Annotated in this window: 24 protein-coding genes; 14 read left to right on the plus strand and 10 right to left on the minus strand. The window is 70.3% G+C overall.

The features are described 5' to 3' along the window. Nucleotides 1–145: 145 nt before the first annotated feature. From bioD to MKK55_RS03830, 3 genes are all read right to left on the minus strand, one after another. On the minus strand, nt 146–811 hold the full coding sequence (gene bioD, locus MKK55_RS03820) for a dethiobiotin synthase (RefSeq protein WP_243933364.1): 666 nt from the start codon (nt 809–811) through the stop codon (nt 146–148). A 201-nt stretch (nt 812–1,012) separates the two neighbouring features. Next, nucleotides 1,013–3,910: a preprotein translocase subunit SecA gene (secA, locus tag MKK55_RS03825; RefSeq protein ID WP_243933365.1), complete on the minus strand. Its 2,898-nt coding sequence runs from the start codon at nt 3,908–3,910 to the stop codon at nt 1,013–1,015. A 205-nt stretch (nt 3,911–4,115) separates the two neighbouring features. Next, on the minus strand, nt 4,116–4,529 hold the full coding sequence (locus tag MKK55_RS03830) for a hypothetical protein (protein ID WP_243933368.1): 414 nt from the start codon (nt 4,527–4,529) through the stop codon (nt 4,116–4,118). A gap of 325 nt (nt 4,530–4,854) precedes the next feature. On the opposite strand from MKK55_RS03830, the gene MKK55_RS03835 reads away from it, so the two are divergent. Further along, complete coding sequence (locus MKK55_RS03835; RefSeq protein ID WP_243933370.1) at nt 4,855–5,769, plus strand: peptidylprolyl isomerase; 915 nt, start codon at nt 4,855–4,857, stop codon at nt 5,767–5,769. 185 nt (nt 5,770–5,954) lie between these two features. Next, complete coding sequence (locus tag MKK55_RS03840; protein WP_243933372.1) at nt 5,955–7,205, plus strand: GGDEF domain-containing protein; 1,251 nt, start codon at nt 5,955–5,957, stop codon at nt 7,203–7,205. 48 nt (nt 7,206–7,253) lie between these two features. On the opposite strand, the gene MKK55_RS03845 is transcribed toward MKK55_RS03840, so the two are convergent. Together MKK55_RS03845 and hemH are read right to left on the minus strand one after the other, a co-directional pair. Then, nucleotides 7,254–7,409 (minus strand): hypothetical protein, encoded by a 156-nt coding sequence (locus MKK55_RS03845; protein WP_243933375.1) that lies wholly within the window; start codon nt 7,407–7,409, stop codon nt 7,254–7,256. Nucleotides 7,410–7,507: 98 nt separating this feature from the next. Further along, nucleotides 7,508–8,593, minus strand: coding sequence for a ferrochelatase (gene hemH, locus MKK55_RS03850; protein WP_243933409.1), 1,086 nt, complete (start codon nt 8,591–8,593; stop codon nt 7,508–7,510). 163 nt (nt 8,594–8,756) lie between these two features. Here hemH and MKK55_RS03855 point away from each other — a divergent pair, with 163 nt between their 5' ends. From MKK55_RS03855 to MKK55_RS03865, 3 genes are all read left to right on the plus strand, one after another. Beyond that, complete coding sequence (locus MKK55_RS03855; RefSeq protein ID WP_243933377.1) at nt 8,757–9,710, plus strand: class I SAM-dependent methyltransferase; 954 nt, start codon at nt 8,757–8,759, stop codon at nt 9,708–9,710. 114 nt (nt 9,711–9,824) lie between these two features. Further along, complete coding sequence (locus MKK55_RS03860; RefSeq protein ID WP_243933378.1) at nt 9,825–11,357, plus strand: bifunctional metallophosphatase/5'-nucleotidase; 1,533 nt, start codon at nt 9,825–9,827, stop codon at nt 11,355–11,357. After that, nucleotides 11,354–12,043: a uracil-DNA glycosylase gene (locus MKK55_RS03865; protein ID WP_147726939.1), complete on the plus strand. Its 690-nt coding sequence runs from the start codon at nt 11,354–11,356 to the stop codon at nt 12,041–12,043. Before MKK55_RS03860 ends, MKK55_RS03865 begins: the two co-directional genes overlap by 4 nt. Before the next feature lie 18 nt (nt 12,044–12,061). Here the strand turns inward: MKK55_RS03865 and MKK55_RS03870 are convergent, their stop codons facing one another. After that, on the minus strand, nt 12,062–12,493 hold the full coding sequence (locus MKK55_RS03870; RefSeq protein ID WP_147858201.1) for a hypothetical protein: 432 nt from the start codon (nt 12,491–12,493) through the stop codon (nt 12,062–12,064). A 350-nt stretch (nt 12,494–12,843) separates the two neighbouring features. Here MKK55_RS03870 and MKK55_RS03875 point away from each other — a divergent pair, with 350 nt between their 5' ends. Both MKK55_RS03875 and MKK55_RS03880 read left to right on the plus strand, forming a co-directional pair. Next, entirely contained in the window at nt 12,844–13,314 is a 471-nt protein-coding gene (locus tag MKK55_RS03875; protein ID WP_243933380.1) for an AMP-binding protein, read from the plus strand. 64 nt (nt 13,315–13,378) lie between these two features. Further along, nucleotides 13,379–14,173: an enoyl-CoA hydratase gene (locus MKK55_RS03880; RefSeq protein WP_243933382.1), complete on the plus strand. Its 795-nt coding sequence runs from the start codon at nt 13,379–13,381 to the stop codon at nt 14,171–14,173. A gap of 40 nt (nt 14,174–14,213) precedes the next feature. On the opposite strand, the gene MKK55_RS03885 is transcribed toward MKK55_RS03880, so the two are convergent. From MKK55_RS03885 to MKK55_RS03895, 3 genes are all read right to left on the minus strand, one after another. Beyond that, a complete protein-coding gene (locus MKK55_RS03885) occupies nt 14,214–14,711 on the minus strand; it encodes a DUF3016 domain-containing protein (protein WP_147728765.1) in 498 nt (165 codons plus the stop codon). After that, nucleotides 14,708–14,923 (minus strand): hypothetical protein, encoded by a 216-nt coding sequence (locus MKK55_RS03890; protein ID WP_147728766.1) that lies wholly within the window; start codon nt 14,921–14,923, stop codon nt 14,708–14,710. Before MKK55_RS03890 ends, MKK55_RS03885 begins: the two co-directional genes overlap by 4 nt. Nucleotides 14,924–15,070: 147 nt before the next feature. After that, nucleotides 15,071–15,619: a ComEA family DNA-binding protein gene (locus tag MKK55_RS03895; RefSeq protein ID WP_243933384.1), complete on the minus strand. Its 549-nt coding sequence runs from the start codon at nt 15,617–15,619 to the stop codon at nt 15,071–15,073. A gap of 202 nt (nt 15,620–15,821) precedes the next feature. On the opposite strand from MKK55_RS03895, the gene MKK55_RS03900 reads away from it, so the two are divergent. After that, the gene (locus MKK55_RS03900) at nt 15,822–17,708 is read left to right on the plus strand and encodes an ABC transporter ATP-binding protein (protein WP_243933385.1); all 1,887 of its coding nucleotides are present in this window, start codon (nt 15,822–15,824) and stop codon (nt 17,706–17,708) included. Nucleotides 17,709–17,860: 152 nt separating this feature from the next. Then, entirely contained in the window at nt 17,861–18,724 is an 864-nt protein-coding gene (locus MKK55_RS03905) for a cell envelope integrity EipB family protein (RefSeq protein ID WP_147728257.1), read from the plus strand. A gap of 15 nt (nt 18,725–18,739) precedes the next feature. On the opposite strand, the gene MKK55_RS03910 is transcribed toward MKK55_RS03905, so the two are convergent. After that, entirely contained in the window at nt 18,740–19,051 is a 312-nt protein-coding gene (locus MKK55_RS03910; protein ID WP_147728254.1) for a DUF3572 domain-containing protein, read from the minus strand. A gap of 79 nt (nt 19,052–19,130) precedes the next feature. On the opposite strand from MKK55_RS03910, the gene MKK55_RS03915 reads away from it, so the two are divergent. From MKK55_RS03915 to MKK55_RS03935, 5 genes are all read left to right on the plus strand, one after another. Further along, nucleotides 19,131–19,502: a response regulator gene (locus MKK55_RS03915; protein WP_147728258.1), complete on the plus strand. Its 372-nt coding sequence runs from the start codon at nt 19,131–19,133 to the stop codon at nt 19,500–19,502. 61 nt (nt 19,503–19,563) lie between these two features. Further along, the gene (locus MKK55_RS03920) at nt 19,564–20,937 is read left to right on the plus strand and encodes a PleD family two-component system response regulator (RefSeq protein ID WP_147728255.1); all 1,374 of its coding nucleotides are present in this window, start codon (nt 19,564–19,566) and stop codon (nt 20,935–20,937) included. A gap of 187 nt (nt 20,938–21,124) precedes the next feature. Further along, nucleotides 21,125–22,078: an acetyl-CoA carboxylase carboxyltransferase subunit alpha gene (locus MKK55_RS03925; RefSeq protein WP_243933411.1), complete on the plus strand. Its 954-nt coding sequence runs from the start codon at nt 21,125–21,127 to the stop codon at nt 22,076–22,078. Then, nucleotides 22,075–22,824, plus strand: a complete 750-nt coding sequence (locus MKK55_RS03930) for a DUF1796 family putative cysteine peptidase (protein ID WP_147842764.1) — start codon at nt 22,075–22,077, stop codon at nt 22,822–22,824. The genes MKK55_RS03925 and MKK55_RS03930 overlap by 4 nt, the downstream gene beginning before the upstream one ends. Before the next feature lie 152 nt (nt 22,825–22,976). Further along, the gene (locus MKK55_RS03935; protein ID WP_409566010.1) at nt 22,977–24,470 is read left to right on the plus strand and encodes a L,D-transpeptidase family protein; all 1,494 of its coding nucleotides are present in this window, start codon (nt 22,977–22,979) and stop codon (nt 24,468–24,470) included. Nucleotides 24,471–24,541: the final 71 nt, after the last annotated feature.

The raw sequence follows: 24,541 nt of genomic DNA on the forward strand, positions 1-24,541 counted from the left end.
GCCCCCCTCCGCACGGACATGACTCTCACTCACAGAACGCCCCGCCCTCGTCGTTTCGCGGCGCGACGCTAGCAGGCGCCCGGCGCCCGTCCATCGGAACCGTGCATCGCCGCCGACGATCGCGTCAATGTGTGTCGGCCCGACGTCAGATCAGGGCGGCGAGCGCATCCGGGCAGGGCGCATCCCGGGCGATGACGATCACCGGCACCTCGGCGTGGCGCGCGATCGCCTCGGCGACCGTCTCGGGCGGCGTCGGCGCGCCGGTGCTCTCGTTGACGACGATGGCGAGGACCGGGATGTCGGCCGCCCGGCAGGTCTCGTAGGCCGTCAGGGCGTGGCTGATCGCCCCGAGATAGCTGCCCGAGACGAGGATCGCCGGGCAGGCGAGCGACCACAGCCAGCCGAGGCCGGTCGCCTCCCGGGTCACCGGGCTCATCAGGCCGCCGACGCCCTCGACGATCAGCGTGCCCGTCGCGGCCTCCATCCGCTCCAGGCACCACGTGACGATGTCCTCGAGGACGGGCGCTTGGCCCTCGAGAGCCGCCGCCTGGTCGGGGGCGAGCGGCGCCGCGAAACGCCACGGCGAGCAGGCCGCGACGGCGGCGGCTGTGACCGCGATCCCCTGGGCCGCCAGAAGCTGCGCCGTATCGCTGCCGGCAAAATCCGGGTCGCCCATCGGCGGCACGCCGCTCGCGACGGGCTTCAGCGCCCGCACGTCGCGTCCGTCGGCGCGCAGGCGCCGTACGATCGCCGCGGTGACGTAGGTCTTGCCGATCTCGGTGCCGGCGCCCGCGATGAAGACGGTCGTCATGGATGATGGATCCCGCGGCGCACCGGTTCTCGCGATGGCGACCGTCCGCCGACCATCGATCGAGGCCGAACGAAACGTCGCCCGCACATCCCATCCCAGGTCATCCCGGACCCGCCTTTCAGCGCCCCGGGATGACGGGGCGGGTGGAGCGCCCCTGAACGAGAACCCTACGGACGGGAGCGCCGTGACGAGAGCAGGCGCTCAGGCCGTGAAGCTGCCGTGGCAGTGCTTGAACTTCTTGCCCGAGCCGCAGGGGCAGGGCTCGTTGCGGCCGACCCGGCCCCAGGTGGTCGCGTCGTCGGGGTCGCGCTCCAGCACGGCCCCGTCGGCCGACAGCCCCTGGGCGGCGTAGCCGTAGGCCGGCCCGCCGCCGCCGTCGCTCCCGGTGCCGCGGCCGGCATAGTCCATCTCGTTCTCGCCGGTGACGGGATCGAGGTGCTGGGCGAACATCTGCGGCAGGCCGGGGGATGGCCCGAACGGGTTCGCCTGGGCTTCCGGCTCCTGGAACATGATCTCGACGCGCGAGAGCTGGCTGGTGACCTGCTCGCGCAGCTGCGTGACGAGGCCGTTGAACAGGTCGAAGGCCTCCGACTTGTACTCGTTCAGCGGGTCGCGCTGGGCGAAGCCGCGCCAGCCGATCACCTGGCGCAGGTGGTCGAGCGTCACGAGGTGCTCGCGCCAGAGGTGATCGAGGGTCTGCAGGAGCACCTGCTTCTCGATGTAGGTCGTCACCTCGGCACCGTTCTTCTCGGCCCGGGCGGCGTAGGCGGTGTCGGCGGCCTTCTTCAGGCGCTCGCGCATCTCCTCGTCGGCGATGCCCTCTTCCTTGGCCCAATCCTCGATCGGCTCGTCGAGGTTGAGGATCTCCGTCACGCGCTCGCGGAGGCCGGCGACGTCCCACTGCTCGGCGTAAGCGTTCTCGGGAATATAGGTCGCGACGAGGTCGTCGATCGTGGCCTGGCGCATCTCCTCGACGGTCTCGGACACGCTGTCCTGGCCCATGAAGTCGCGGCGCTGCTCGAACACGACCTTGCGCTGGTCGTTCATGACGTTGTCGTACTTGAGCACGTTCTTGCGCATGTCGAAGTTGCGCGCCTCGACCTTCTGCTGCGCCTTCTCGATCGCCTTGTTGATCCACGGGTGGATGATCGCCTCGCCCTGCTCGAGGCCGAGCTTCTGCAGCATCCCGTCCATGCGGTCGGAGCCGAAAATGCGCATCAGGTCGTCCTGCAGCGACAGGAAGAACTTCGAGCGACCGGGATCGCCCTGGCGGCCCGAGCGGCCGCGGAGCTGGTTGTCGATGCGGCGCGATTCGTGGCGCTCGGTGCCGATGATGTAGAGGCCGCCCGGCAGCGCCTTCTTGCGGCCGGCCTCCGGATCGGCCGGCTCGCCCGACGCCAGCACCTTGGTGCGGTTCTCGGCGATCTCGGCCTTGATCGCGGCGACCTTGGCGTCGCGCTCGGGGCCGTCCTCGAGGCCGGCGAGCTCCTTCTCGACACGCATCTCGACGTTGCCGCCGAGCTTGATGTCGGTTCCGCGGCCGGCCATGTTGGTGGCGATGGTGATTGCGCCGGGCACGCCGGCCTCGGCGACGATGTAGGCCTCCTGCTCGTGGAAGCGGGCGTTCAGCACCGCGAAGCGCTTGGTGACGCGGCCCTCGCGCGCGGCGGCGTAGACGTCGGTGAGCGCATTCGGATCGGAATAGTCGAGCAGGGTGAAGCCGGCCTTCTTGAGCAGCTCGGCGATCAGCTCCGACTTCTCAATCGAGCCGGTGCCGACCAGGATCGGCTGGTGGCGCGCATGCGCCGTCTCGATCTCCTCGATGATGCCGGCGTACTTCTCCTCGACGGTGCGGTAGACCTGGTCGTCCTCGTCGACGCGCTCGACCTCCTTGTTGGTCGGGATGTCGACGACCTCGAGCTTGTAGATCTCGGCGAACTCGTCGGCCTCGGTCGAGGCCGTGCCGGTCATGCCCGCGAGCTTGTCGTAGAGGCGGAAGAAGTTCTGGAAGGTGATCGAGGCCAGCGTCTGGTTCTCGGGCTGGATCGTCACCCGCTCCTTCGCCTCGAGAGCCTGGTGCAGGCCCTCAGAGTAGCGCCGGCCCTGCATCATGCGGCCGGTGAACTCGTCGATGATCACCACCTCGTCGTTCTTGACGATGTAGTCCTTGTCCCGGGTGAACAGCGTGTGGGCGCGCAGCGCCTGGTTCACGTGGTGGACGATGGTGACGTTGTGGCCGTCGTAGAGGTCGCCGTCCTTGAGGATGCCGGCGTCACGCAGCGCGTCCTCGATGAACTCGTTGCCCTCCTCGGTCAGCGAGACGGTGCGCTGCTTCTCGTCGAGGTCGTAGTGCGAGGGCACCAACATCGGCATCAACGCGTCGACGGTGACGTAGAGCTCTGAGCGGTCGTCGACGGGGCCGGAGATGATCAGCGGCGTGCGCGCCTCGTCGATCAGGATCGAGTCGACCTCGTCGACGATCGCGAAGTTGTGCCCCCGCTGCGCCAGCTGGGACATCTCGTACTTCATGTTGTCGCGCAGGTAGTCGAAGCCGTACTCGTTGTTCGTCCCGTAGGTGATGTCGCAGGCGTAGGCTTCCTTGCGCTGCTCGTCGTCGAGGCCGTGCACGATCGTGCCGACGGTCAGCCCGAGGAAGCGGTAGACCTGCCCCATCCACTCCGCGTCGCGGGCGGCGAGGTAGTCGTTGACGGTCACGACGTGGACGCCCTTGCCCGACAGCGCGTTGAGGTAGACCGGCAGCGTCGCCACCAGCGTCTTGCCCTCGCCGGTCTTCATCTCGGCGATGCCGCCTTCGTGCAGCACCATGCCGCCGATCAACTGCACGTCGAAGTGGCGCTGGCCGAACACGCGCTTGGCCGCCTCGCGCACGGTGGCGAAGGCGGGAACGAGGATGTCGTCGAGGCTCTTGCCGGCCGCGAGCTCGGCCTTCAGCATGTCGGTGCGGGCGCGCAGGGCGTCGTCCGACAGCACCTGGATCTCGGCTTCGAGCTCGTTGATCGCCGCGACGCGGGGACGATAGCCCTTCACGCGCCGGTCGTTCGACGAGCCGAAAATCTTCTTGGCGAGGGCACCGAGCATCGTGAACCTGCAAACGGGAAAGCCCGTCGGCGGTCTCCCGCAGACGGCTGGCCTTGGCTGAGTTGGCCGGGCTTATAGAGGTAAATATCGCGGGCCGCATCTAAAAGAGGCCGGCGCGCGATGGGCTGCGCAGAGGCGCTTCGGCCCGGATCCGAATCGGTGCCGCCTCGCGCGGCCCGTTCGTGGGCGGCCGTCGCCCGCGGCGTCAGTTGACTTCGCAGAACCCCACGCCGGCGCCGACGATGCGGTCCGACGTGCACCACGGGCCGGCGACCCGCACCGGATGCGGCGACGGCTTCGCACGCTCCGCGATAGGCGCGATGGCGACGGGCGCGACGGCGACGGGCGTCAGCCCACGCACCGTCTCCCGTGCCTGCGTCCACGGCTCCGTCCGCGGCGACGCCGGCTCCGTCGCGCGAGGCGGTGCGATCGGCAGGGGAACGCCAGCGCTTGCGATGCGCTCGGCCGCGCGCGGCGGGACCGGAGGCGCGGCGGACGCGCTGCCGATTCCGAGGCGCAGGCGGAACCCGCGTGCCTCGGCGGAGGACGGCGTCGCCGCGAGCGCGAAAGCGGTCGAAGCCGCGAGCACGATCCATCCGATCTGCGAGATCCTGCGCATCCGCCCCTCCGTCGATCCGGCAAGCCTGCACCGGCGCGCGTTCACGAAGGCTCAAGAAACGGAGTCAACGGAATGCTTTCCCCGTGACGGGCGAGGACGGGCGGACGCGACGGCGATGGAACGTGCGTGCATCCTTTCGTCATCTGCGCCGTGCTCCTGCGACCTCAATTCCGTCATCCCTTGCGCCTTGCCTTTGCGTGCGACGCGAGCCACCTGTCTCGCCGATTCCCGCGGCTGCGATGCCGCTTCCTCGAAGCCCCGTGCGAGACCGTCCGGCGCCGTGCCGCGACGGGTCGGGGCGAAACCGTCCAGGAACGCCAACGCCATGTCGAAGACCCAGACCCTCCGCGGCGCGAGCGCGCTCGCCCTGGCGCTCGCGCTCGGCGGCATTGCCTCCGCGCAGACGCCGACCCCGGCGGCGCAGCCCTCCGTCGCCGCCGCGGTGCTGCCCTCGCCCGACAGCGTCGTCGCCAAGGTGAACGGGATCCCGGTCACCGCCGGCGACATCGCGGTGGCGGCCGAGGATCCGGCCCTGTCGCTGCCGGGCGTCGACGATGCGCAGAAGAAGGGCCTGCTGGTTGACTACATGCTCGACCTCAAGGTCGGTGCGCAGGCGGCGGACGCCGCCAAGATCGGCGACACGCCGGACTTCAAGCGCAAGCTCGCCTACTTCCGCGACAAGCTCCTCCTCGACGAGTACCTTGAGCGCGAGGCCAAGAAGGCGGCGACGCCCGAGGCGGCCCACGCGCTCTACGACCAGTCCGCCAAGCTGATGAAGCCGGAGGAGGAGATCCACGCCCGCCACATCCTCGTGGAGAACGAGGCCGAGGCGAAGAAGATCGCCGCGCGGATCAAGGGCGGCGAGGACTTCGCCAAGGTCGCCGCCGAGACCACCAAGGATGCCGGCTCGAAGGCCGAGGGCGGCGACCTCGGCTGGTTCTCGAAGGACCGGATGGTGAAGGAGTTCGCCGACGCCGCCTTCAAGCTGCAGCCCGGGCAGGTTTCCGATCCGGTCAAGTCCCAGTTCGGCTGGCACGTGATCAAGGTCGAGGAGAAGCGCAACAAGCCCGTGCCGACCTTCGACGAGCTGAAGGAGCAGATCGATCAGGCGCTGATCCGCAAGGCGCAGCAGGATCTGATCCTGAAGCTCCGCGCCGACGCCAAGGTCGAGCGCTTCGACGAGAACGGCAAGCCGATCGCCGCGCCGGCCCCGGCCGCCGAGGAGCCGAAGAAGCCCTGACCGCGGCGGCCGCCCGACGTTCGCTCGGGCCGAAGCGTGGCAGCCGCGGGCTTCGGCGCGGCTCGCCGCGTCTGAGATGCGATGACGCACCGCTCATGCACGGAATTTGCGCCTAAGGATCAACATTTGCGCAAGGATCGTGTGAAAGAGTGCCCAATGATCGGGGCGGCAGGAAAATCATCGCGATGCCGTCGGAGCAGGTTCTGCTGAAGCCCCGCTTGGCACCGATGATCTGGCTCACCGAGACCTCGGCGCCGGTCTGCGTCGAGATCAGCGACGGGCTGCGGCGGACGTTGTTCCGGCGAATGTCCTCGCTGATCTCCGGCTCCCTCGTCGGGCTGATCATCATCGCGATCCTGCTGTATCGGAACCCGATCCCGGCATTCTTCGCCTGGGCGGCCGTCGATACGATCCTGGTCCTGTTCCGTTTCGCCGTCATCGGCCGGTTGATGCGGATCCTCCGAGATCCCTCGCTCCGCCGTCCGAGGGACACCCTCGTCGTCGATGCCTTCATCGCCGGCAGCGTGCTGTGGTGCGCGCAGATCGGCGTTGGCGCCTTCCTCTGCATGAGCTTGGGCGATCCCGTCCTGGCGGTGTTCGGCACCATGCTGTCGACCGGGATCGTCGGGGCGATGTGCGCGCGCAATCCCGGCTCGCCGCGCATGGTCAAGCTGCAGATGGTCCTGATCATCGTGCCCTATGCGGCCGGCGCTGCGATGGGGCCGGAGCCGTGGCTGTGGCCGATCGTGCTCATCGCCCCGCTTTATCTATGGGGAACGATCAGCATCAACCGGGAACTCCACATCGATTACCTTAAGATGCTGATGGCCCAGCAGGAAAGCAGCCACCTCGCCCTTCACTGCAGCCTGACCGGCCTGCCGAACCGCAGCTCCTTCAAAGCGCGCCTCAAGGCGGCCGAGCGGAACGCTTCGGTGCTCTTCCTCGACCTCGACGGCTTCAAGGCGGTGAACGACCAGCACGGGCATCCGGCGGGCGATGCGCTCCTGACGGCCGTCGGCGAACGGATCCGCGGCTGCGTGCCGGATCCCGCCGACGTCGCGCGGCTCGGCGGCGACGAGTTCGCGATCCTGGTCCATGCCGACGACGAGCGCACGATCCCGGCGATCGCGACCCGCCTGATCGCCGAGGTGGCACGACCCTACGCCTTGCCGACGGGGTTGGTCGTCCGGGTCGGCCTCAGCATCGGCATCGCGACCCGGCGCGACGCGGACAACGACCCGATGCTCCTCCTGCCGGAAGCCGATCAGGCCCTCTACGAGGCGAAGCGGGCCGGCAAGGGCACCTATCGCTGGTTCCAGCCGGCGAACGACGCCGACCTCTCCAGCCAAGTGCGAGAGCTTCGCGACATGCTCCCGAAGGCGCAGACCGTCCGCGAGCACGGCTTCGAGGCCGGTCTCTCGGTCACGCGCGCCTAGGGGGCGACGCGCGCCGGCCCCCCGGTCGACGCCGAACCGAGCGCGGCCTCACTTCACGTCGGGCGTTAGGTAGGAGGAGGTCGCCGGGCGGGCGGCGCCGACGATCCCGAGTGCAGCCAGCTCGTCGGTGCGCCGGCGCGAGGCCAGGATGTCGAGCACCGCGACGACCAGCCAGGGACACGCGATCCCGATGAAGAACGCCATCTCATCACCCTTGCTGATCCGGCCCGCCCGGCGTCGAGGGCTGGATGATAGCCCGGCGCCGGGGCTTCGCAAGATGGCGTGCGGGTCGATACGGGTGATCAGACCCAGCCCTGCAGCTCCCGCCGCACCACGGTCTCGATCACCTTCATGCCGAGGTCGCTGTCGTTGAGGCATGGGATGTAGGCGAAGCGCTCGCCGCCGTTGTCCTCGAAGTAGTGCCGGTTCTCGCCGTCGAGCTCTTCCAGCGTCTCCAGGCAGTCGGCGGTGAAGCCCGGCGCGACGATCGCCATGCGCTTCACCCCGGATTTCGCGAGCGTCTGCACGGTCTCGTCGGTGTAGGGCTTGAGCCATTCCTCGTTGCCGAAGCGCGACTGGAAGGTCGTCCGCATCCGCTCGGTCGAGAAGCCGAGCTCTTCGCGGATCAGGCGGCCGGTCTTCACGCACTGGCAGTGATAGGGGTCGCCCTTAAGCAGGTAGCTCTTCGGCACGCCGTGGAACGAGGTGAGGATCACCTCCGGCTCGAAATCGAGCTTGGCCAGCCCCTCGCGGATCGAATCGGCCATCGCACGGATGTAGACGGGGTCGTCGTGGTACGGCGCCGAGACCCGCACGGTCGGCTGCCAGCGCATCTGCATCAGCGCCTTGAACGCCTGGTCGCAGGCGGTGGCCGAGGTCGCTGCGGCGTATTGCGGGTAGAGCGGCACCAGCAAAATGCGGTCGCAGCCCTGATCGAGCAGGGCCTGGATCCGCAGGGCGACCTCGGGCTTGCCGTAGCGCATCGCCCAGTCGACCACGACCTTGTCGCCCATCATCGCCTGCAGGCGCTCGGCCTGGCCGCGGGTGATGGTCTTGAGCGGGCCCTCGTCGCGCTCGTTGTTCCACACGCTCGCGTAGTCCTTGCCCTTCGGGCCGGGACGCTTGGTCAGGATGATCAGGTTGAGCAGCGGCCACCAGATCAGGCGCGGCACCTCGATCACCCGGCGGTCGGACAGGAACTCCTTGAGGTAGCGGCGCATCGGCCAGTAGCTCGTGCCCTCCGGCGTGCCGAGGTTCATCAGCAGCACGCCGACACGGCCCCAGCGGACCGGGGGGTGATCGGCCGGAAGGGTGCCCGCGCCGGCCGCACGGCTCGGCTCGACGGTGGAGACGGCCGACAGGGACGCCGGTTCGACGCGTTCGTTCATGGTGAGGTTCTCGGCCATGGCGGCCGCTTCCTGTCCTGGGCCGCCGGGCGCGCGGCGACGGTGAGGCCGCGCGCCCGCATGACGGCGGTGCTGTTGTGCGGGATCGGATATCTAACTAGAGCACGAAGCCTGCCAGCGAAGGTCCGGCCGACGAGAGCGCGACATGCAGTCTCCCCGCTACTTCCTGAACCACTTCATGCCGTTCACCGGCTACCCCTACACGGGGGCGCCCACGGCCTGCAATCTGTGCGGCTCCACGGAGAGCGTCACCGTGGCGGAGACCGATCGACGCCTGAAGACGCTGAAGTCGATCGCCTGCGCCGAATGCGGCCTGATCCGCACCGACCCGATGCCGACGCCGGCCGAGCTGGCGGATTACTACGCCCACGCCTACCGCGCCGACTACCAGCTCGCCTTCGCGGGCGGCCCGCCGCGGGTCCATCTCAAGCGCTCGGCGCGCGAGGCGGCGTTCCGGGCGGAACTGCTCGCGCCGAAGCTGGTGCCGGGCGCCCGCCTGCTCGATTTCGGCTCCGGATCGGGCGAGTTCCTGGCCGCCGCCCGGGCTCGGGGCTGCGAAGCGATCGGCGTCGAGCCGGGCCGCGACTATTCCGCCTATGCCCGCGCGACGCACGGCGTCGAGGTGCTGGACGACGCCGCCGACGACCAGTTCGCACCGGGCACGTTCGACGTGATCACCACGCACCACGTCATGGAGCACCTGCGCGACCCGGCCGACGTGATGGAGCGGCTGGCACGCTGGCTGAAGCCCGACGGTGTGCTCTACGCCGCGGTGCCGAACATGGCCGCCACCGGCAAGCCGCCGCACGAGCGATTCCATTTCGCCCACGTCCACGGCTTCGTGCGCGACACCTTCGACCTTACCGCACGCCGCGCCGGCCTCGTGCCCGACACCAATTACTGGCGCGAGGACACGACGGTGGTCTACCGCAAGACCGATGCGCCGCCGGTGCCGATCCGCGCGCCCGGCCTCGCCCAGCGCCTCGCCGAGGAGCTGAAGCCGATGCCGGCCGCGGCCTACCTCGCTTCCGGCGCCTGGATCTGGCCGATGGTCCGCCGCAACGCCAAGGCGGTGCGCGAGACCTTCTCGGCCCGCTAGGACATCGTCTGCGGGCGGGCCGGGCTTCAACGCGCGCGAAGATGCTCCAAGGACCGTCGTGCGCGCGTCACGTCGGCGGGGGTAGGCTGGGCTTTTCCGCCAAAACGCAACGCCATGCCTCGCCCCAATCGCCGCCAGACCTTCGGTCTCGGCATCGGCGCCGGCCTTTCGGCCGGCCTGCCCGCCATCGCGAACGCGACCGAGCCCACGGCGCCCGAGCCGACGCTGACGCTGCTCCTCGTCAACGACGTCTACCTGATGGGCGAGGTCGACGGGCGCGGCGGGTTCGCGCGGCTCAATGCGATCGTGAAGGCCGAGCGCGACCGCGGTGTCCCGGTGCTCTACGCCCATGCCGGCGACACCCTGTCGCCTTCGCTGATGTCGGGGTTCGACAAGGGCGCCCACATCGTCGACCTGCTGAACCTCGCCCCGCCGGACGTGTTCGTCCCCGGCAACCACGAATTTGATTTCGGGCCCGCCGTCTTCCGCGAGCGCATGGCCGCCGCCGCCTTCCCGTGCTTCGCCGCCAACCTGCGGGACGGGTCCGGCCGGCCGTTGCCGAGCCTGCGCGATCGGCAGATGCTCACCCTCGGCGGCCTGCACGTCGGCGTCACCGGCATCGCGTTGGCCGCGACGCCGGAGAAATCCCAGAGCGGCGATCTACGCTTCGGGCCCGAGCTGGAGACGCTGGCCGCGCAGGCCGAGGCGCTGCGCGCCGACGGCGCGGATCTCGTCGTGGCGATCGTCCACACCGCGCGCGCGACCGATCTCGCGATGCTGGCGGCGGGCCATGCCGACATCCTTTTGTCGGGGCACGACCACGACCTCGTGGTGCAGTACGACGGGCGCCGCGTGCTCGCGGAGTCGAGCAGCGACGCGCATTACGTCACCGCCATCGACATCCACGCCAGCGTCTCGACGGCGGGCGGCACGCGGCGCGTGACGTGGCGGCCGAGCTTCCGAATCCACGATTCGGCGTCCGTCGCACCCGATCCGGATACGCTGACCCTCGTGCGCAAGCTCGAGGGCGACCTGTCGCGCCGGCTCGACGTGCCGGTCGGCGAGACCGCCTATCCGCTCGACAGCCGCATCGTCTCCGTGCGCGCCCGCGAGGCGAGCTTCGGGAGCCTCGTCGCCGACGCGCTGCGGGAGGCGACGGGCGCCGACATCGCGGTGATGAACGGCGGCGGCGTGCGCGGCGACCGCCTGTACCCGGCCGGCACGATGCTGACGCGGCGCGACATCCTCACCGAGCTTCCGTTCGGCAACACCATCGTGTCGGTGGCGATCACCGGCGCCCAGGTCCGCGCGCTGCTGGAGGCGGGGTTTCGCGAGCTCGGCCGCCCGGCCGGCCGCTTCGCGCAGGTCTCGGGCCTGACCGTCCGCGTCGATCCCGATGCGCCGGCGGGCGACAGGATCGTCTCCGTCCGCGTCGGCGATGCGCCACTGGACCCGGCCCGGACCTACCGGGTCGCCGCCAACAACTTCCTCTACGAGGGGGGAAACGGCTACGGCGTGCTGGCTCGGGGGCGGACCTTGATCGGCGCGACGGATGGCGGGCTCGTCGCCACCGCCGTGATCGATTATGTCGCCCGCCACGCCCCGATCACCGTGACCGAGGGCGAACGCATCCTGATCGGCCGATGACCGAACCGACCGTCTCCGCAGCGCTCGCCGCGTTCCGGCAAAGCGCATCCCCGTGGCTCGCCTTGCCGTTCTTCACGGAGGGCGCGGCGGATATCGTGGCGGCACGGGTCGACGAACGGATCGCAGCCGGCGCGCAGGTCTTGCCCGCGCCCGGCAACATCTTTGCCGCTCTGGCGCTGACGCCGCTGCCCGCGGTGAAGGTCGTGATCCTCGGGCAGGATCCGTATCCGACGCCGGGCGACGCCAACGGGCTCGCCTTCTCCTATGTCGGCTCCCGGCGCCTGCCGGCCTCGCTTAAGGTGATCCTGGCCGAGGTCGAGCCGGGCAAGGCGACGCGCGGCGACCTCACGGCCTGGGCGCACCAGGGGGTGCTGCTCCTCAACAGCGCACTCACCGTCGAGGCGGGCCAGGCCGGGGCGCATCTTCGGTTCGGCTGGGCGAGGCTCGCCGACGAGGCGGTCGCGGCCGTCTCGGCGCGCGCCGAGCCCGCCGTGTTCCTCCTGTGGGGGGCACAGGCGCGGGCGCGGGCCGCGCTGATCGACCGATCGCGACACGGCGTGCTCGAATGCGGCCATCCGTCGCCGCTGAACCGGGCGCGCGACTTCCCCGGCTCGGACCCCTTCGGCCGGGCCAACGCGTGGCTCGCCGAGCATGGGTCGGCGCCGATCGCGTGGCGCCTTCCCTGACGGCTCCGTCCCGCAGCGTTACTGGGCGGGCTTCGGCGCCGGTGCCGGTGGCGCGGGCGTGTCGGCGCCGGCGGGCGGCGCGTCGGCTGCGGCCGGCAGCAGCACGTCCTTCGCGACCGTGCCTTCGGGGCCGTATTCGCCGGCGACGGCGAGGCACGCCTTCTCGCGATGCTGGGCCATGTCGTTCGACATCAGCGCGAACATCGACTGCACCCGGCCGCCGAACGGGCCGCGCGGGCTGACGTCGGCCGATCGGGTGCCCTGCTTGACCAGCAGCGCCTCGAAGGTGTCGGTCCCGATCCGATAGCCGCAGACGTTCGACGCCGCGAAGATGTAGGCTGCGAATTCCAGCGCCCGCGGGGCCGGGGCGTTGCGGATCTGCGCCGCGGCGGGCTGCGCGGCGAGACCGAGGCTCAGGAGGGCGGCCGCGGCGGCCGGCGTGGCGAACATGCGCATGGGCGAAAGTTTCCTCATCGTCGTCGACGACTTCTTGCGAGTCGTTGAGACGGGCGAGATACGCCGAACGGTGAACGCCGCCCAGGGGGAGCGGCCCGACGGATTGCCTCAGGCCACGCAGGACAAAGGTGAAGGTCGTTCGTGGTTAAGCGTTACCTGCGTTGCAATCGATAGCGGCGTTTCTACCGCGTCACTGGCCGTCCCGGTCCCTCGTCTGCCTTGCGGAACCGCGGAACTTGTTTCGACTTGATCCTGCCCTACGCGGGGGTTCGAAGCCTGCTATTAACCGGTGGCGAGCAGATCGGAGTCCGACATCTTCCGCAATGAGCCGGACTGGACGCCGCATGCACTTCGCCCTCGACCACCGCGCAGAGCCAGATCCCGCCTTCGTGCCGCCGTCGCTGCGCCTCGCCGAACCGAGCGACGCACCCTCGGGCGAGCGCCGCAACCGCTACGCCCGCTGGGCCCTGCACGAGCGGCTGGGGGAAGGCGACGTCGTCGCCCTGCTGATGCGCAACCAGCCCGACGTGCTCGCGATCTGGCAGGGCCTTGGCTCCGTCGGCGTCACCGTGATGCCGCTCGACCTCACCCTGCGCGGGACCGCGCTTGCCCGGAGCCTCGACGCGATCGGCCCGCGCCACCTGTTCGTCGACGCCGGCCTCGCGGAGACGCTGTGCAGCGTCCAGGGCCTCGTCTCGGTTCAGCCGCTGGTGTGGTGGCACGGCGGCGCCGACTTCGCCCGCATCGACCTCGAGATCGCCGAGTACGACGACGCCCCGCTCGCCCCGCAGGCGCTGCCGGCGCGCCGGGCCTGAGCCATCCTCGAAACCCGACGCGTCCGTGATAGGCTTGACCGGCCATCGAGACGGGAGCCAGGGCATGTCCTCGACCGCGCAGACCGACGCGCCGCTGCTGCTTCGCGCGGATGCCGAAGGCATCGCCACGCTGACGCTGAACCGCGGTCCGGCCCGCAACGCGCTGTCCCTCGGGCTGATGGCGGCCTTGCAGGATGCGCTCGACGCGATCGCCGAGGATCGAGCCGTGCGCGTCGTCGTGCTGCGCGGCGCCGGGCCGGCCTTCTGCGCCGGTCACGATCTCAAGGAGATGCGCGCGCATCCCGGGCGCGAGGCCGCGGCCGAGGTGTTCCGCGCCTGCTCCCGGCTGATGCTGGCGATCACCCGGCTGCCGCAGCCGGTGATCGCGCAGGTTCACGGCATCGCCACCGCCGCCGGCTGCCAGCTGGTCGCGACCTGCGATCTCGCGGTCTGCGCCGACGACGCCCGCTTCGCGACGCCCGGGGTCAACATCGGCCTGTTCTGCTCGACCCCAATGGTCGCGCTCTCCCGCGCGGTGCCGCGCAAGGCGGCGATGGAGATGCTGCTGCTCGGCGAGCCGATCGACGCCGCGGAGGCGTTGCACATCGGCCTCGTCAACCGTGCGGTGCTGACCGCCGATCTCGATGCGACGGTGCAGGCGATGGCGATGCGCATCGCGGGCAAGTCGGCGCGGGTGGTGGCGATCGGCAAGGAAGCCTTCGGCCGCCAGGCGGAGCTCGGCCTCGAGGAGGCCTACGCCTACGCCGCCGAGGTCATGACCCGGAACATGATGCTCGCCGACGCCGACGAGGGCATCGATGCCTTCCTTCAGAAGCGCACGCCGCGCTGGCCGGCGTGAGCCGCGGTCGAGCCGCGCGGTTCGGCGCGCGAAACGTCCGTCAGCCGCGGCCGGCCGGAACCGGGAAGCGGCGCGCGAACCAGTCGCGCAGCACCGCGCGCTCGTAATACAGGCCGCCGGTCGAGAAGCGTGGGTTGGCCGTCAGCATGAAGTTGGGGTCGGTGACCGTATCCTCGCCGCTGGCGACCACCCGCTTGCCACGCCGCAGTGCGTAGGCGAGCCGGATCCGCGGCGGCGTGAAGTCCTGGACGATCCGCAGGCCACTCGGCGTGCCGAAGCCCGGCCGCTCGTACCCGGCGAGATCGATGTCGAGGACGGTGATGTCGAGGCTCTCGTCGGGGCCGAGGCGCCGGCTGCCGAGGTCCTGGAAGATCCGCGTCATCTCCGCCAGCGTCAGCCGCAGGCTCCGGCCGGAGGAGGCCCAACGGTCCTCCGCGTCGGTGAAGCGCTCCGGCGCGACGTAGCGCACGCCGACCTGCGCGACGGCGGGACCGCCGAGTGCGAGACCCGTCAGGGCTGCCAGGACGACGCGCCTCATTGCTTGGCGCGGTTGATCACGGCGAGCAGCGCGCGGGCGACCGGCTCGGTCACGTTGCGGCGGTACTTGCGGTGGACCAGCTGCCCGTTGTGGTAGACGTCGTGCTCGACGTAGAGCCGCTCGCCGTCCCACCGCACGATGTTGTCGGTCTCGGTCGTCTCCTCGACGCCGAGGTCGTCCCGAAGGATCGCGCTGCCGGTCTGGGTGAACATGCGCAGCTCCTCGCACCTTGATCGGGGATCGCCCGCGCAGACGATCCGTCCGTAGGGTCCACAATAGGCAACCGGCGCAGGCTGCGCCAGTTGCGGCACCGCTCCGGCCCCCGACAAGGACAGCTCGGCTTCGCGGTCGCGGGCATCTCAGCGGATCGTGATCTGATCCTTGATCTTGTCGTAGGTCGCGCGGCTGAGCACGCGCTTCGACAGCAACTGGTCGATCGTCGTGTAGGGCCGGCGCTGGATGATCGCCCGCCCGATGCTGCCGCCGCCGCGCAACCCGTTCAGCTCCGCCAGCGATGCGGTGTTGAGGTCGACCAGCGCCAGCGCGCGCGGTCCGGCGCTGTCGCCGGCCTCGTTCACCTCCGCCTGACCGGTCGGTTGCGACTCCGGCACGGATTGCGAGAGAACCGGGGCTTCCGCGGTCGGCTGGGGTGCCGGACCGGGTGTGGGCGCGGGATCCGGCGATACCGGCGGCGCGGCGAGGTCCGCTCGAGGCGCTGCGGGGGACGGGACCAGCGTCGGCGTCCCGACCTTTCGCGGCGCCGGGGCGACGGATGCCGGCGGCACGGAGACCGGCGGCGCCTGCGCCGGCGACGGTGCGTGCGGCAGAAAATACTGGATCAGGGCGGCGAGGCAGCCCGCGACGACCAGCAGAAGCGAGATCCGCAGAATCGTCGAACCGCTCAGCATCGCCCCTCCCATCCGTGTTGTTTGGCAAACGCTTGGCAAGTTTTGCAAACGCTTGGCAAGATAGAGACGTTGCGCTGCCGGAGCAAAGCACGGCGTAGACGATCGGGCCGGCCGTCAACAAGCGTCGGCGCGGAAGACCTTCGGACGGCTCGCGGGGCCTTCGGCATCGACGCCGGCTCCGCGCCGGCCCATACCCGCCGGGATGCCGACCGCCCGCCTCGACCCCGCCCTGGCCGCCCCGCTCGCCGCCGCCAGGCGACACATCTCCGAACGCTTCGGATCGCTGCGCTACCTGCCGGCCCTGTTCGCGCAGGTCCGCGCCGCGAGCCCGCGCCTGTTCGCCGCCAGCCTCGCCCTGCGCCTCGTCGGCGCCGGGCTGCCGGTGGCGACCCTGTGGCTCGCGAAGCTGATCCTCGACGCGATCGTCGCGGAACATGCCCGGCCGCGGGCGACGCCGATGAGCGTCGATGCGTGGCTCTCGGACCCGCACCTGTCGCGGCTCGCGGCCTTGGTCGCGGCCGAACTCGCCCTGGCGATCCTCTCCGACCTGATCGGACGCCTCAGCACGTTGGTCGACGGGTTGGTCGCCGACCTCTATTCCAACGCCGCCTCGCTCCGGCTGATGCGCCATGCGGCGGCCCTCGACCTCGCGCAGTTCGAGGACAGCGCACAGCAGGACCGGCTTGAGCGGGCGCGCCGGCAGGTCACCGGGCGCACCAGCCTGATCGCCCAGGTGTTCGGGCAGGGGCAGGCCCTGGTGACTTTGCTCTCGTTCGCCGCGGGCGTCGCGGTCTACACCCCGTGGCTGATCGTGCTGATCGCGGCGGCGCTGGTGCCGGCCTTCCTCAACGAGGCGCACTTCACCCGAGCCGGTTACCGCCTCGCCTGGATCCGCACCCCGGAACGGCGGCGGATCGACTACCTGCGCTACCTCGGCGCCAGCGTCGAATCGGCCAAGGAGGTCAAGCTGTTCGGCCTGAACGGCTACATCACCGACCTCTATGCCGGCCTCGCCGACAAGGTGGTGGCCGACAACCGCGCGCTGGCGATCCGCCGCGCCGGCTGGGGCGGCGCCTTCGCGGCGCTCGGCACGCTGGCCTACTACGCCGCCTACGCCGTCATCGTCTGGCGCACTGTGGCGGGCGGCTTCTCGATCGGCGATCTCGCCTTCCTTGCCGGCGCCTTCCAGCGCCTGCGCGGGCTGATCGAGGGCCTGCTGCTCGGGTTCACCCAGATCGCCGGGCAGACGCAGTACCTCGACGACCTGTTCTCGTTCTTCGCGATCGCGCCGTCGATCCGCTCGCCCGAGACCCCGGCACCCCTGCCGGCGACGATCCGCCAGGGCCTCGCCTTCGAGGATGTCGGCTTCCGCTATCCCGGCGTCGACGCGTGGGCGGTGCGGCACCTGAGCTTCACCCTCGCGGCGGGCGAGACCCTGGCGCTCGTCGGCGAGAACGGGGCCGGCAAGACCACGATCGTCAAGCTGATGACCCGGCTCTACGACCCGACCGAGGGGCGCATCCTGCTCGACGGCCTGCCGCTGCAGGCCTACGACCTCGACGCGCTCCGCGGCCGCATCGGTGCGATCTTCCAGGATTTCGTCCGCTTCGACCTCACCGCCGGCGAGAACGTCGCCGTCGGGCGGATCGAGGCCCGGGACGATGCCGAGCGCATCGGCCGTGCGGCTGTGCGCGGCCTCGCCGACGCGGTCATCGCGCGCCTGCCGGCCGGATACGACCAGCCCCTCGGCAAGCGCTTCGACGGCGGCGTCGACCTGTCCGGGGGCCAGTGGCAGAAGATCGCCCTGTCCCGGGCCTACATGCGCGACGCCGAGATCCTGATCCTCGACGAGCCGACGGCCGCGCTCGACGCGCGCGCCGAGTACGACGTGTTCCGCCGCTTCCGCGACCTCAGCGCCGGGCGGGCCGCGGTGCTGATCTCGCACCGATTCTCCACCGTTCGGATGGCCGATCGCATCCTGGTGCTGGAGGACGGAAAGGTGCTCGAAGCCGGCACGCACGACGCGCTCGTCGCCCTCGGCGGACGCTACGCCGAGCTGTTCGAGCTTCAGGCGGCCGGCTACCGCTGATCCGGCGCCCGGCATTGCTCCGGGCCCGGCACCCACTACCTGCAGCCTGCGCCTCAACTTCGGCCGTCACCGCCTCGGGAGTTTTCACGATGCCACGCCACGCCACCGCCCTCGTCGCCGCGTTCCTCGCCGGCGCGGCCTGCTTCGGCGGCATGGCCCATGCGGCGCCGGCCACGCCCGACGCCTCGGCCAAGCCGGCGCCCGAGGCGGCAAAGCCCGAGGATCCGAAGCCCGGAAAGCCCGAGCCGGTGATCCTCGCCAACCACAAGGCGGTCTACGACCTGTCGCTCGCCTCCACCGGCGGGACCCGGGCGGTCGAGAGCGCGCGCGGGCGCATCGTGATCGAGTTCAAGGGCGACTCCTGCCGCGGCTACACCATGCAGACCCGCCAGGTGACGGTGCTCGAATCCGGCGAGAGCGGCAGCCGGACCTCGGACCTGCGCAACACCACCTTCGAGGGCGGCGAGGCCCGCGATTTCCGCTTCCGCACGGTGACGGTGCTGAACGGACAGCCGAGCCCGGCCGTCGACGGCACCGCGGATGCGAGCGGCGACGCGTTCAAGGTCCGGCTCAAGGAGCCGAAGAAGGACCAGTTCACCGCCGCCGGCCCGGTGCTGTTCCCGAGCCTGCACATGCGCCGCCTCGTCCAGGCCGCGCGGGCCGGCGACACCACGATGTCGGCCAAAGTGTTCGACGGGTCGGACGACGGCCGCAAGGTCTACGACACCCTGGCCGTGATCGGCCGCCGTGCGACGGCGCCGGCGAACGCCGCCGCGTCGGACCGCGACAAGCCGCTGCACGAGGGTGCGATGGCCGCCGTGCCGCACTGGCCGGTGACGCTGAGCTACTTCACGCAAGGGGAGGGCGAGCGCACGCCGATCTACACCCTTACCTTCGACCTCTACGAGAACGGGGTCAGCGGCGCGCTCAAGCTCGACTACGGCGACTTCGCGATCCTCGGCGACATGACCCGCCTCGAGCTCGACAAGGCGCCGGACAAGCCGTGCGCCCCGTAGCCGGCACGCGGCCCTTTAGAACTCGTCGGATTGTTGCGGCGAGAGCCGTCGCCACGCCGCCGCGATGCGCTCGGGCTTGATGTCGAGCCCCTGCGCGCAGGCGAGCAGCACCGGCTCGTCGCCCATGACGTGGTCGAGCACGCCGACGAGGAAGGCCGGGTCGGACAGCGACGCGCGGACGTCCTCGGGCGACAGCCCGGTCGCGTTGAGGAACGGGAACAGGCGGTCCTCGTCGGCGACCATCCAGCCGAGCACGTCGACGGCCAGGTTGTGGTCGGCGGCGGTGGCTCGCGTCGACCCATCGTCTTGAAGTGATTTGCGATTCATCAACATCTGTCGCTTACAAAGGCGTGAGGTCGGGTAACGTCCCGTAAAGGACGCGCGGCGGCACCGGGATCGAAGCGTGATGACGAAAACGGTGTTGATCGTCGAGGACAACGAACTGAACATGAAGCTCTTCAACGACTTGTTGGAGGCCCACGGTTACGCGACCCTCAAGACGGCCAACGGCATCGAGGCGATCGAGCTCGCGCGTGCCCACCATCCCGACCTGATCCTGATGGACATCCAGCTTCCCGAGGTTTCGGGGCTCGAGGTGACCAAGTGGCTCAAGGAGGACGACGACCTCAAGCACATTCCCGTCGTCGCCATCACCGCCTTCGCCATGAAGGGGGACGAGGAACGCATTCTCGAGGGCGGTTGCGAGGCATATTTGTCCAAACCGATCTCCGTCGCGAAGTTTTTGGCAACGGTTCGCACGTATCTTGCCGACAAGTAAGGTCCGGATCGAGCCCTCGACGGCGCCTGCGATCGCCCGCTGAAACCTTGTGCGAGGAACGATGTCGGCCCGCGTCCTGATCGTCGACGACCTCTTCCCGAACGTGAAGCTTCTCGAAACGAAGCTCGCGCTGGAATACTTCGACACCGTCGCGGCCATGAACGGCCCGGACGCGATCGCGATCTGCGAGAAGGGCCTGTGCGACCTCGTCCTCCTCGACGTGATGATGCCCGGCATGGACGGGTTCGAGGTCTGCCGCATCCTCAAGAACAACCCGCTCACCGCGCACCTGCCGGTGGTGATGGTCACGGCCCTCGACCAACCCTCGGACCGCCTGAAGGGCCTCGACGCCGGCGCCGACGATTTCCTGACCAAGCCGATCGACGACACCGCGCTGTTCAGCCGCGTCCGCAGCCTCGTGCGCCTGAAGGCCGTGACCGACGAGCTGCGCAGCCGCGCGCTCGCCTCGCGCGAGTTCGGCATGGGCGACCCGCTGGCGCTCGCCACCGCCGAGACCGGCCTCAACGCAAGCCTGCTGCTGGTCGAGGATCGGCGCGGCTCGGCCGAGCGGATGGCGGCGGCGCTCGGCCAGTTCCACGCGGTCACGCTCGAGACCGATCCGCAGGCGGCGATCCACGTGGCGGCCGAGGGCGGCTTCGACCTCGTCCTGGTCAGCCTCGACCTCGAGGGCTTCGACGGGCTGCGCCTGTGCAGCCAGCTGCGCAACCTGGAGCGGACCCGGCAGGTGCCGCTGATCATGCTGGCCGAGGCGCATGACCGCGCCCGCATCGTGCGCGGCCTCGATTTCGGTGTCCACGACTACCTGCTCCGCCCGATCGACCGCAACGAGCTGGTCGCGCGGGTCCGCACCCAGATCCGCCGCAAGCGATTCTCCGAGGTTCTGCGCAGCGCGGTGCAGGCGTCGATGGAGATGGCCGTCACCGACGGGCTCACCGGACTGCACAACCGGCGCTACCTCGACAACCACCTCGCCGGCCTGTTCTCCGATCCGCGGCTGCGCGAGCGCCCGGTCGCCGGGCTGATCCTCGACATCGATCACTTCAAGGCGATCAACGACACCCACGGCCACGAAGCCGGCGACGAGGTGCTGCGCACCTTCGCCGACCGCGTCCGCCTGCACACCCGCACCATCGACATCGTCGCCCGCTACGGCGGCGAGGAGGTGGTCATCATCCTGCCCGATGCCGGCCTCGCCGAGGCCCACGCCATCGCCGAGCGCATCCGCGAGCGGATCGAGGGCATGCCGTTCTCGATCCATCGCGACACACGCAGCGTCCCCGTCACCGTGTCGATCGGCGTCGCGACCCGTCAGCCCGAGGATGTCGGCCCCGGCGAGATGCTGAAGCGCGCCGACCTCGCGCTCTACCGCGCCAAGGCGCTGGGGCGGAACCGCGTCGAGGCCCAGGCGGCCTGACCCGTCCGATCGTCGCCGGATTCGGCGCGCACGCTTGGAACGGACGCATCCCTGCGGCGAAGGTCCGCCGGTTGACACCCGTCCGCGCTTCGCCAACACCCTGCGCCGTTCGCGGCCGGGGCCTTCGGCACCAGCGCCGCAGCCGCACCGGCCTTCGGATGGGAGTACTGTGACGACGATGGCGGCGATGCGCTCCTACCTCGATTTCGAGAAGCCCGTGGCCGAGCTTGAGGCGAAGCTGGAGGAACTCCGCGCCGTCGGCGCCCGCGACGGCGCCGTCGCGATCAGCGAGGAGGTCGGGCGGCTGGAGGCGAAGGCGGCGCAGGCGCTGGCCGAGATCTACGCCAACCTCACCCCCTGGCAGAAGACCCAGGTCGCCCGGCATCCGCAGCGGCCGCACTTCGTCGACTACTGCACCGGGCTGATCGAGGATTTCACGCCGATGGCCGGCGACCGCGGCTTCGGCGAGGACGCGGCGATCGTCGGCGGCATGGGTCGCTTCCGCGGCCGGCCGGTCTGCGTGCTCGGCCAGGAGAAGGGCGCGACCACCGAGACGCGCCTGCGGCACAATTTCGGGATGGCCCGCCCGGAAGGCTACCGCAAGGCGGTGCGCCTGATGGAGCTCGCCGACCGCTTCGGGCTGCCGGTTCTGGCCTTCGTCGACACCGCCGGCGCCTTCCCCGGCATCGAGGCCGAGGAGCGCGGCCAAGCCGAGGCCATCGCCCGCTCGACGGAGGCCTGCCTCGGCCTCGGCGTGGCGAACGTCGCGCTGGTGATCGGGGAGGGCGGGTCGGGCGGCGCCATCGCGCTCGCCACCGCCAACCGCGTCCTGATGATGGAGCACGCGATCTACGGCGTGATCTCGCCCGAGGGCGCGGCCTCGATCCTGTGGCGCGACCAGGGCCGTGCGCCCGACGCCGCCACCGCCATGAAGATCACCGCGCAGGACCTGATGCGGCTCGGCATCATCGACACCATCGTCCCCGAGGCGACCGGCGGCGCCCACCGCGACCGCGCCGGCGCCATCGCCGCGGCGGGCGACGCCCTGGCCGGCGCGCTGGCCGAGTTCGACGGCGTGGCCCCCGACGAGATCCGCGACCGCCGCGCCCGCAAGTTCCTCGAGATCGGCCGGCGCCTGTGAGCCGGCCGGAACCCGGCGGCCCCTACGGCACCGGCTTCCTGCGCGGGCTCGGACGCAGGCTCGGCGGCCTGCTCGGCAGCGAGCGCGAGCCCGGCCCGGTCAACCACGTCTCCCTGGGCGCCCATTGCCAGATGGCGCACGTGCTGAAGACGCTCGGGTTGCGTACTTGGTCGGGGCCGTTCGACTGGATCTTCACCATGCCGGGGATGGTTCGCGACTGCCTCGCCGACGACTTCGCCGCGCTCCTGGATCGATCGCAGCTCGAGACCATCCCCCTGGACGAGCGGCAGGGCGAGGGCATCTGGCGCGGGCGCCACCGGCTGTATCGCGAGCGCTACGGGCTCGCATGCGTCTTCAACCACCACGACCCGGCCTCGGACGAGGCCGACTACCGCTTCCTCGCCGAAGGGGTCCGCCGCCTGCGGATCGCGCTGTCGAACCCCGTCGCCGAGAACCAATTCTGGCTGTTGACCCACCTCCACACGCCGCCCGAGGTCGCCTACGGCATTTGTGACATTTTGGCACAGCGAGGATCGGGGAACCATTTAACCTTTTTGCAGCACGTGCCGGGAAGCCCCGCGAGGCGCGTCGTGGCGGCCGAGCCGACGCGCCCCGACCTGCGCTGGCTGACGGTGGAAACCCCTTCCGCATCAGTCGGTTTGCGCCTTGCCGACCCGGTTGACGACGCGTTCCTCGTCGACCTGATCGCGGCGGAGTCGCGGCGCACCCTGCGCCCGTCCCCGTGATCCACATCGGGACCGGTCGCGCCGAGGCCGGCGGGGGGCCGATCCTTGCGGTAACGGAGGCGTAAGCTTACCAAAGCTAGAGAGTGGGGGAGTGACGCACGACGGCTGCCGACAAGGCCCGCGCGCGGTGTGTTCGAGGACGAGGTTCCCCCATGGCTGTGCGCCGGTTCGCCGTTGCAAGTCTCCACAGAGCGTCCCGCCTGATCGCGCCCGTGGCCGTCGCGGCCGCCCTGTCCCTCGGCGGTTGCCAGGACGGGATGATCAACGGCGCCTCGACGCGCTCGCTCACGCCGATCCCGCCCCAGACCCTGTCGCTGATGCAGACCAAGGGGATGCAGCAGAGCGACCCGATCCTGATCCGCGCCTACAAGAAGGAAGCGGAGATGGAGGTGTGGAAGCGCGGGACCGACGGTCGCTACGCGCTCCTGAAGATCTACCCGATCTGCCGTTGGTCGGGCCAGCTCGGGCCCAAGCGCAAGCAGGGCGATCGCCAGGCGCCGGAGGGATTCTACACGATCACCCCGGGCCAGATGAACCCGAACTCGTCCTACTACCTTTCCTTCGACACCGGTTTCCCGAACGCCTACGACCGGGCGAACGGCAGCACCGGCAACTACCTGATGGTCCACGGCACCTGCTCGTCGGCCGGGTGCTTCGCGATGACCGACGCGTCGATGTCGGAGATCTACGCGGTCGCGCGCGAGGCCTTCGCCGGCGGCCAGCGCGCGTTCCAGTTCCAGTCGTATCCGTTCCGGATGACGGCACAAAACATGGCCAAGTACCGGAACGACCCGAACGCCCCGTTTTGGCGCAACCTCAAGGAAGGCGCCGACTATTTCGAAGCCCTGCGCGACGAGCCGAAGGTCGGGGTGTGCGGCACCAAGTACGTATTCGGCGGCGCGGATGCCGCCGCCGGCTCGTGCACGCCGAAGGTCGATCCGCTCGTCGCCGAGAAGCGCACCCACGACAACCAGGAGATCGCCGAGCTCGTCGCCAAGGGCACGCCGGCGACGCGGGTGGTCTACGACGACGGCGGCGGCAACCCGGTGTTCCGCGCCGAGCAGACCACCGCCTTCGCCAACCTCAGCGGCACCGAGACCGAGCTGCCCTACAGCGCCAAGGATTACGGCCGGCACAACCTCGGCGACGTCAGCCGGCCGGAGAGCCTGGCTGCCGGCCCGCGCGAGATCGAGGTCGACGCCAAGGGCCGTCCGGTGATGCTCGCCGCCGCGCCCGAGGCGCCGATCCCGACCAAGGCCGCGGCGTCAGCCCTCGCCAAGGGCGGCAAGGCGGATGCGGGCAAGCCCGGCACGGCCAAGCCCGACGCGATGAAGCCCGGCACGCGGACGCTGATGGCCAAGCAGCCCGACCCCAGCGACGATGGCGTCAAGGAAGCCGCGAAGGCCAAGCCGGCGCGAATCACGGTCGCCGGCGCTGATGACGATCCGAGCACCTACCGGACGCTGCTCGGCAAGGTCTTCGACAAGGACGCGACGCCGACACCCGCGACGCCGACGGCGGACGCGGTCGTTGCCGAGCCGGTGAAGGTCGCCGCGCAGACCGTCAAGGTGGCTCACGCCGCGCCGCGCCCGGTGCGCAAGGTGACGACGACCGCGCTTCGGACGGACAAGCCCGAGAAGCCCTGACCGATCGCGACGCGCTCGGTCGAACGAAGACAGCCGCCGGTCGCGCGACCGCCGGCTGTCTTCGTTTCGGC

Origin of the sequence: Methylobacterium sp. J-059 (genome assembly GCF_022829485.1) — a bacterium.
Taxonomy (GTDB): domain Bacteria; phylum Pseudomonadota; class Alphaproteobacteria; order Rhizobiales; family Beijerinckiaceae; genus Methylobacterium.

Coding starts and splice junctions, on each gene's coding strand:
- bioD (WP_243933364.1), bottom strand. CDS start 811: ATGACGACCGTCTTCATCGCGGGCGCCGGCACCGAGATCGGCAAGACC.
- secA (WP_243933365.1), bottom strand. CDS start 3,910: ATGCTCGGTGCCCTCGCCAAGAAGATTTTCGGCTCGTCGAACGACCGG.
- MKK55_RS03830 (WP_243933368.1), bottom strand. CDS start 4,529: ATGCGCAGGATCTCGCAGATCGGATGGATCGTGCTCGCGGCTTCGACC.
- MKK55_RS03835 (WP_243933370.1), top strand. CDS start 4,855: ATGTCGAAGACCCAGACCCTCCGCGGCGCGAGCGCGCTCGCCCTGGCG.
- MKK55_RS03840 (WP_243933372.1), top strand. CDS start 5,955: ATGCCGTCGGAGCAGGTTCTGCTGAAGCCCCGCTTGGCACCGATGATC.
- MKK55_RS03845 (WP_243933375.1), bottom strand. CDS start 7,409: ATGGCGTTCTTCATCGGGATCGCGTGTCCCTGGCTGGTCGTCGCGGTG.
- hemH (WP_243933409.1), bottom strand. CDS start 8,593: ATGAACGAACGCGTCGAACCGGCGTCCCTGTCGGCCGTCTCCACCGTC.
- MKK55_RS03855 (WP_243933377.1), top strand. CDS start 8,757: ATGCAGTCTCCCCGCTACTTCCTGAACCACTTCATGCCGTTCACCGGC.
- MKK55_RS03860 (WP_243933378.1), top strand. CDS start 9,825: ATGCCTCGCCCCAATCGCCGCCAGACCTTCGGTCTCGGCATCGGCGCC.
- MKK55_RS03865 (WP_147726939.1), top strand. CDS start 11,354: ATGACCGAACCGACCGTCTCCGCAGCGCTCGCCGCGTTCCGGCAAAGC.
- MKK55_RS03870 (WP_147858201.1), bottom strand. CDS start 12,493: ATGTTCGCCACGCCGGCCGCCGCGGCCGCCCTCCTGAGCCTCGGTCTC.
- MKK55_RS03875 (WP_243933380.1), top strand. CDS start 12,844: ATGCACTTCGCCCTCGACCACCGCGCAGAGCCAGATCCCGCCTTCGTG.
- MKK55_RS03880 (WP_243933382.1), top strand. CDS start 13,379: ATGTCCTCGACCGCGCAGACCGACGCGCCGCTGCTGCTTCGCGCGGAT.
- MKK55_RS03885 (WP_147728765.1), bottom strand. CDS start 14,711: ATGAGGCGCGTCGTCCTGGCAGCCCTGACGGGTCTCGCACTCGGCGGT.
- MKK55_RS03890 (WP_147728766.1), bottom strand. CDS start 14,923: ATGTTCACCCAGACCGGCAGCGCGATCCTTCGGGACGACCTCGGCGTC.
- MKK55_RS03895 (WP_243933384.1), bottom strand. CDS start 15,619: ATGCTGAGCGGTTCGACGATTCTGCGGATCTCGCTTCTGCTGGTCGTC.
- MKK55_RS03900 (WP_243933385.1), top strand. CDS start 15,822: ATGCCGACCGCCCGCCTCGACCCCGCCCTGGCCGCCCCGCTCGCCGCC.
- MKK55_RS03905 (WP_147728257.1), top strand. CDS start 17,861: ATGGCCCATGCGGCGCCGGCCACGCCCGACGCCTCGGCCAAGCCGGCG.
- MKK55_RS03910 (WP_147728254.1), bottom strand. CDS start 19,051: ATGAATCGCAAATCACTTCAAGACGATGGGTCGACGCGAGCCACCGCC.
- MKK55_RS03915 (WP_147728258.1), top strand. CDS start 19,131: ATGACGAAAACGGTGTTGATCGTCGAGGACAACGAACTGAACATGAAG.
- MKK55_RS03920 (WP_147728255.1), top strand. CDS start 19,564: ATGTCGGCCCGCGTCCTGATCGTCGACGACCTCTTCCCGAACGTGAAG.
- MKK55_RS03925 (WP_243933411.1), top strand. CDS start 21,125: ATGCGCTCCTACCTCGATTTCGAGAAGCCCGTGGCCGAGCTTGAGGCG.
- MKK55_RS03935 (WP_409566010.1), top strand. CDS start 22,977: ATGGCTGTGCGCCGGTTCGCCGTTGCAAGTCTCCACAGAGCGTCCCGC.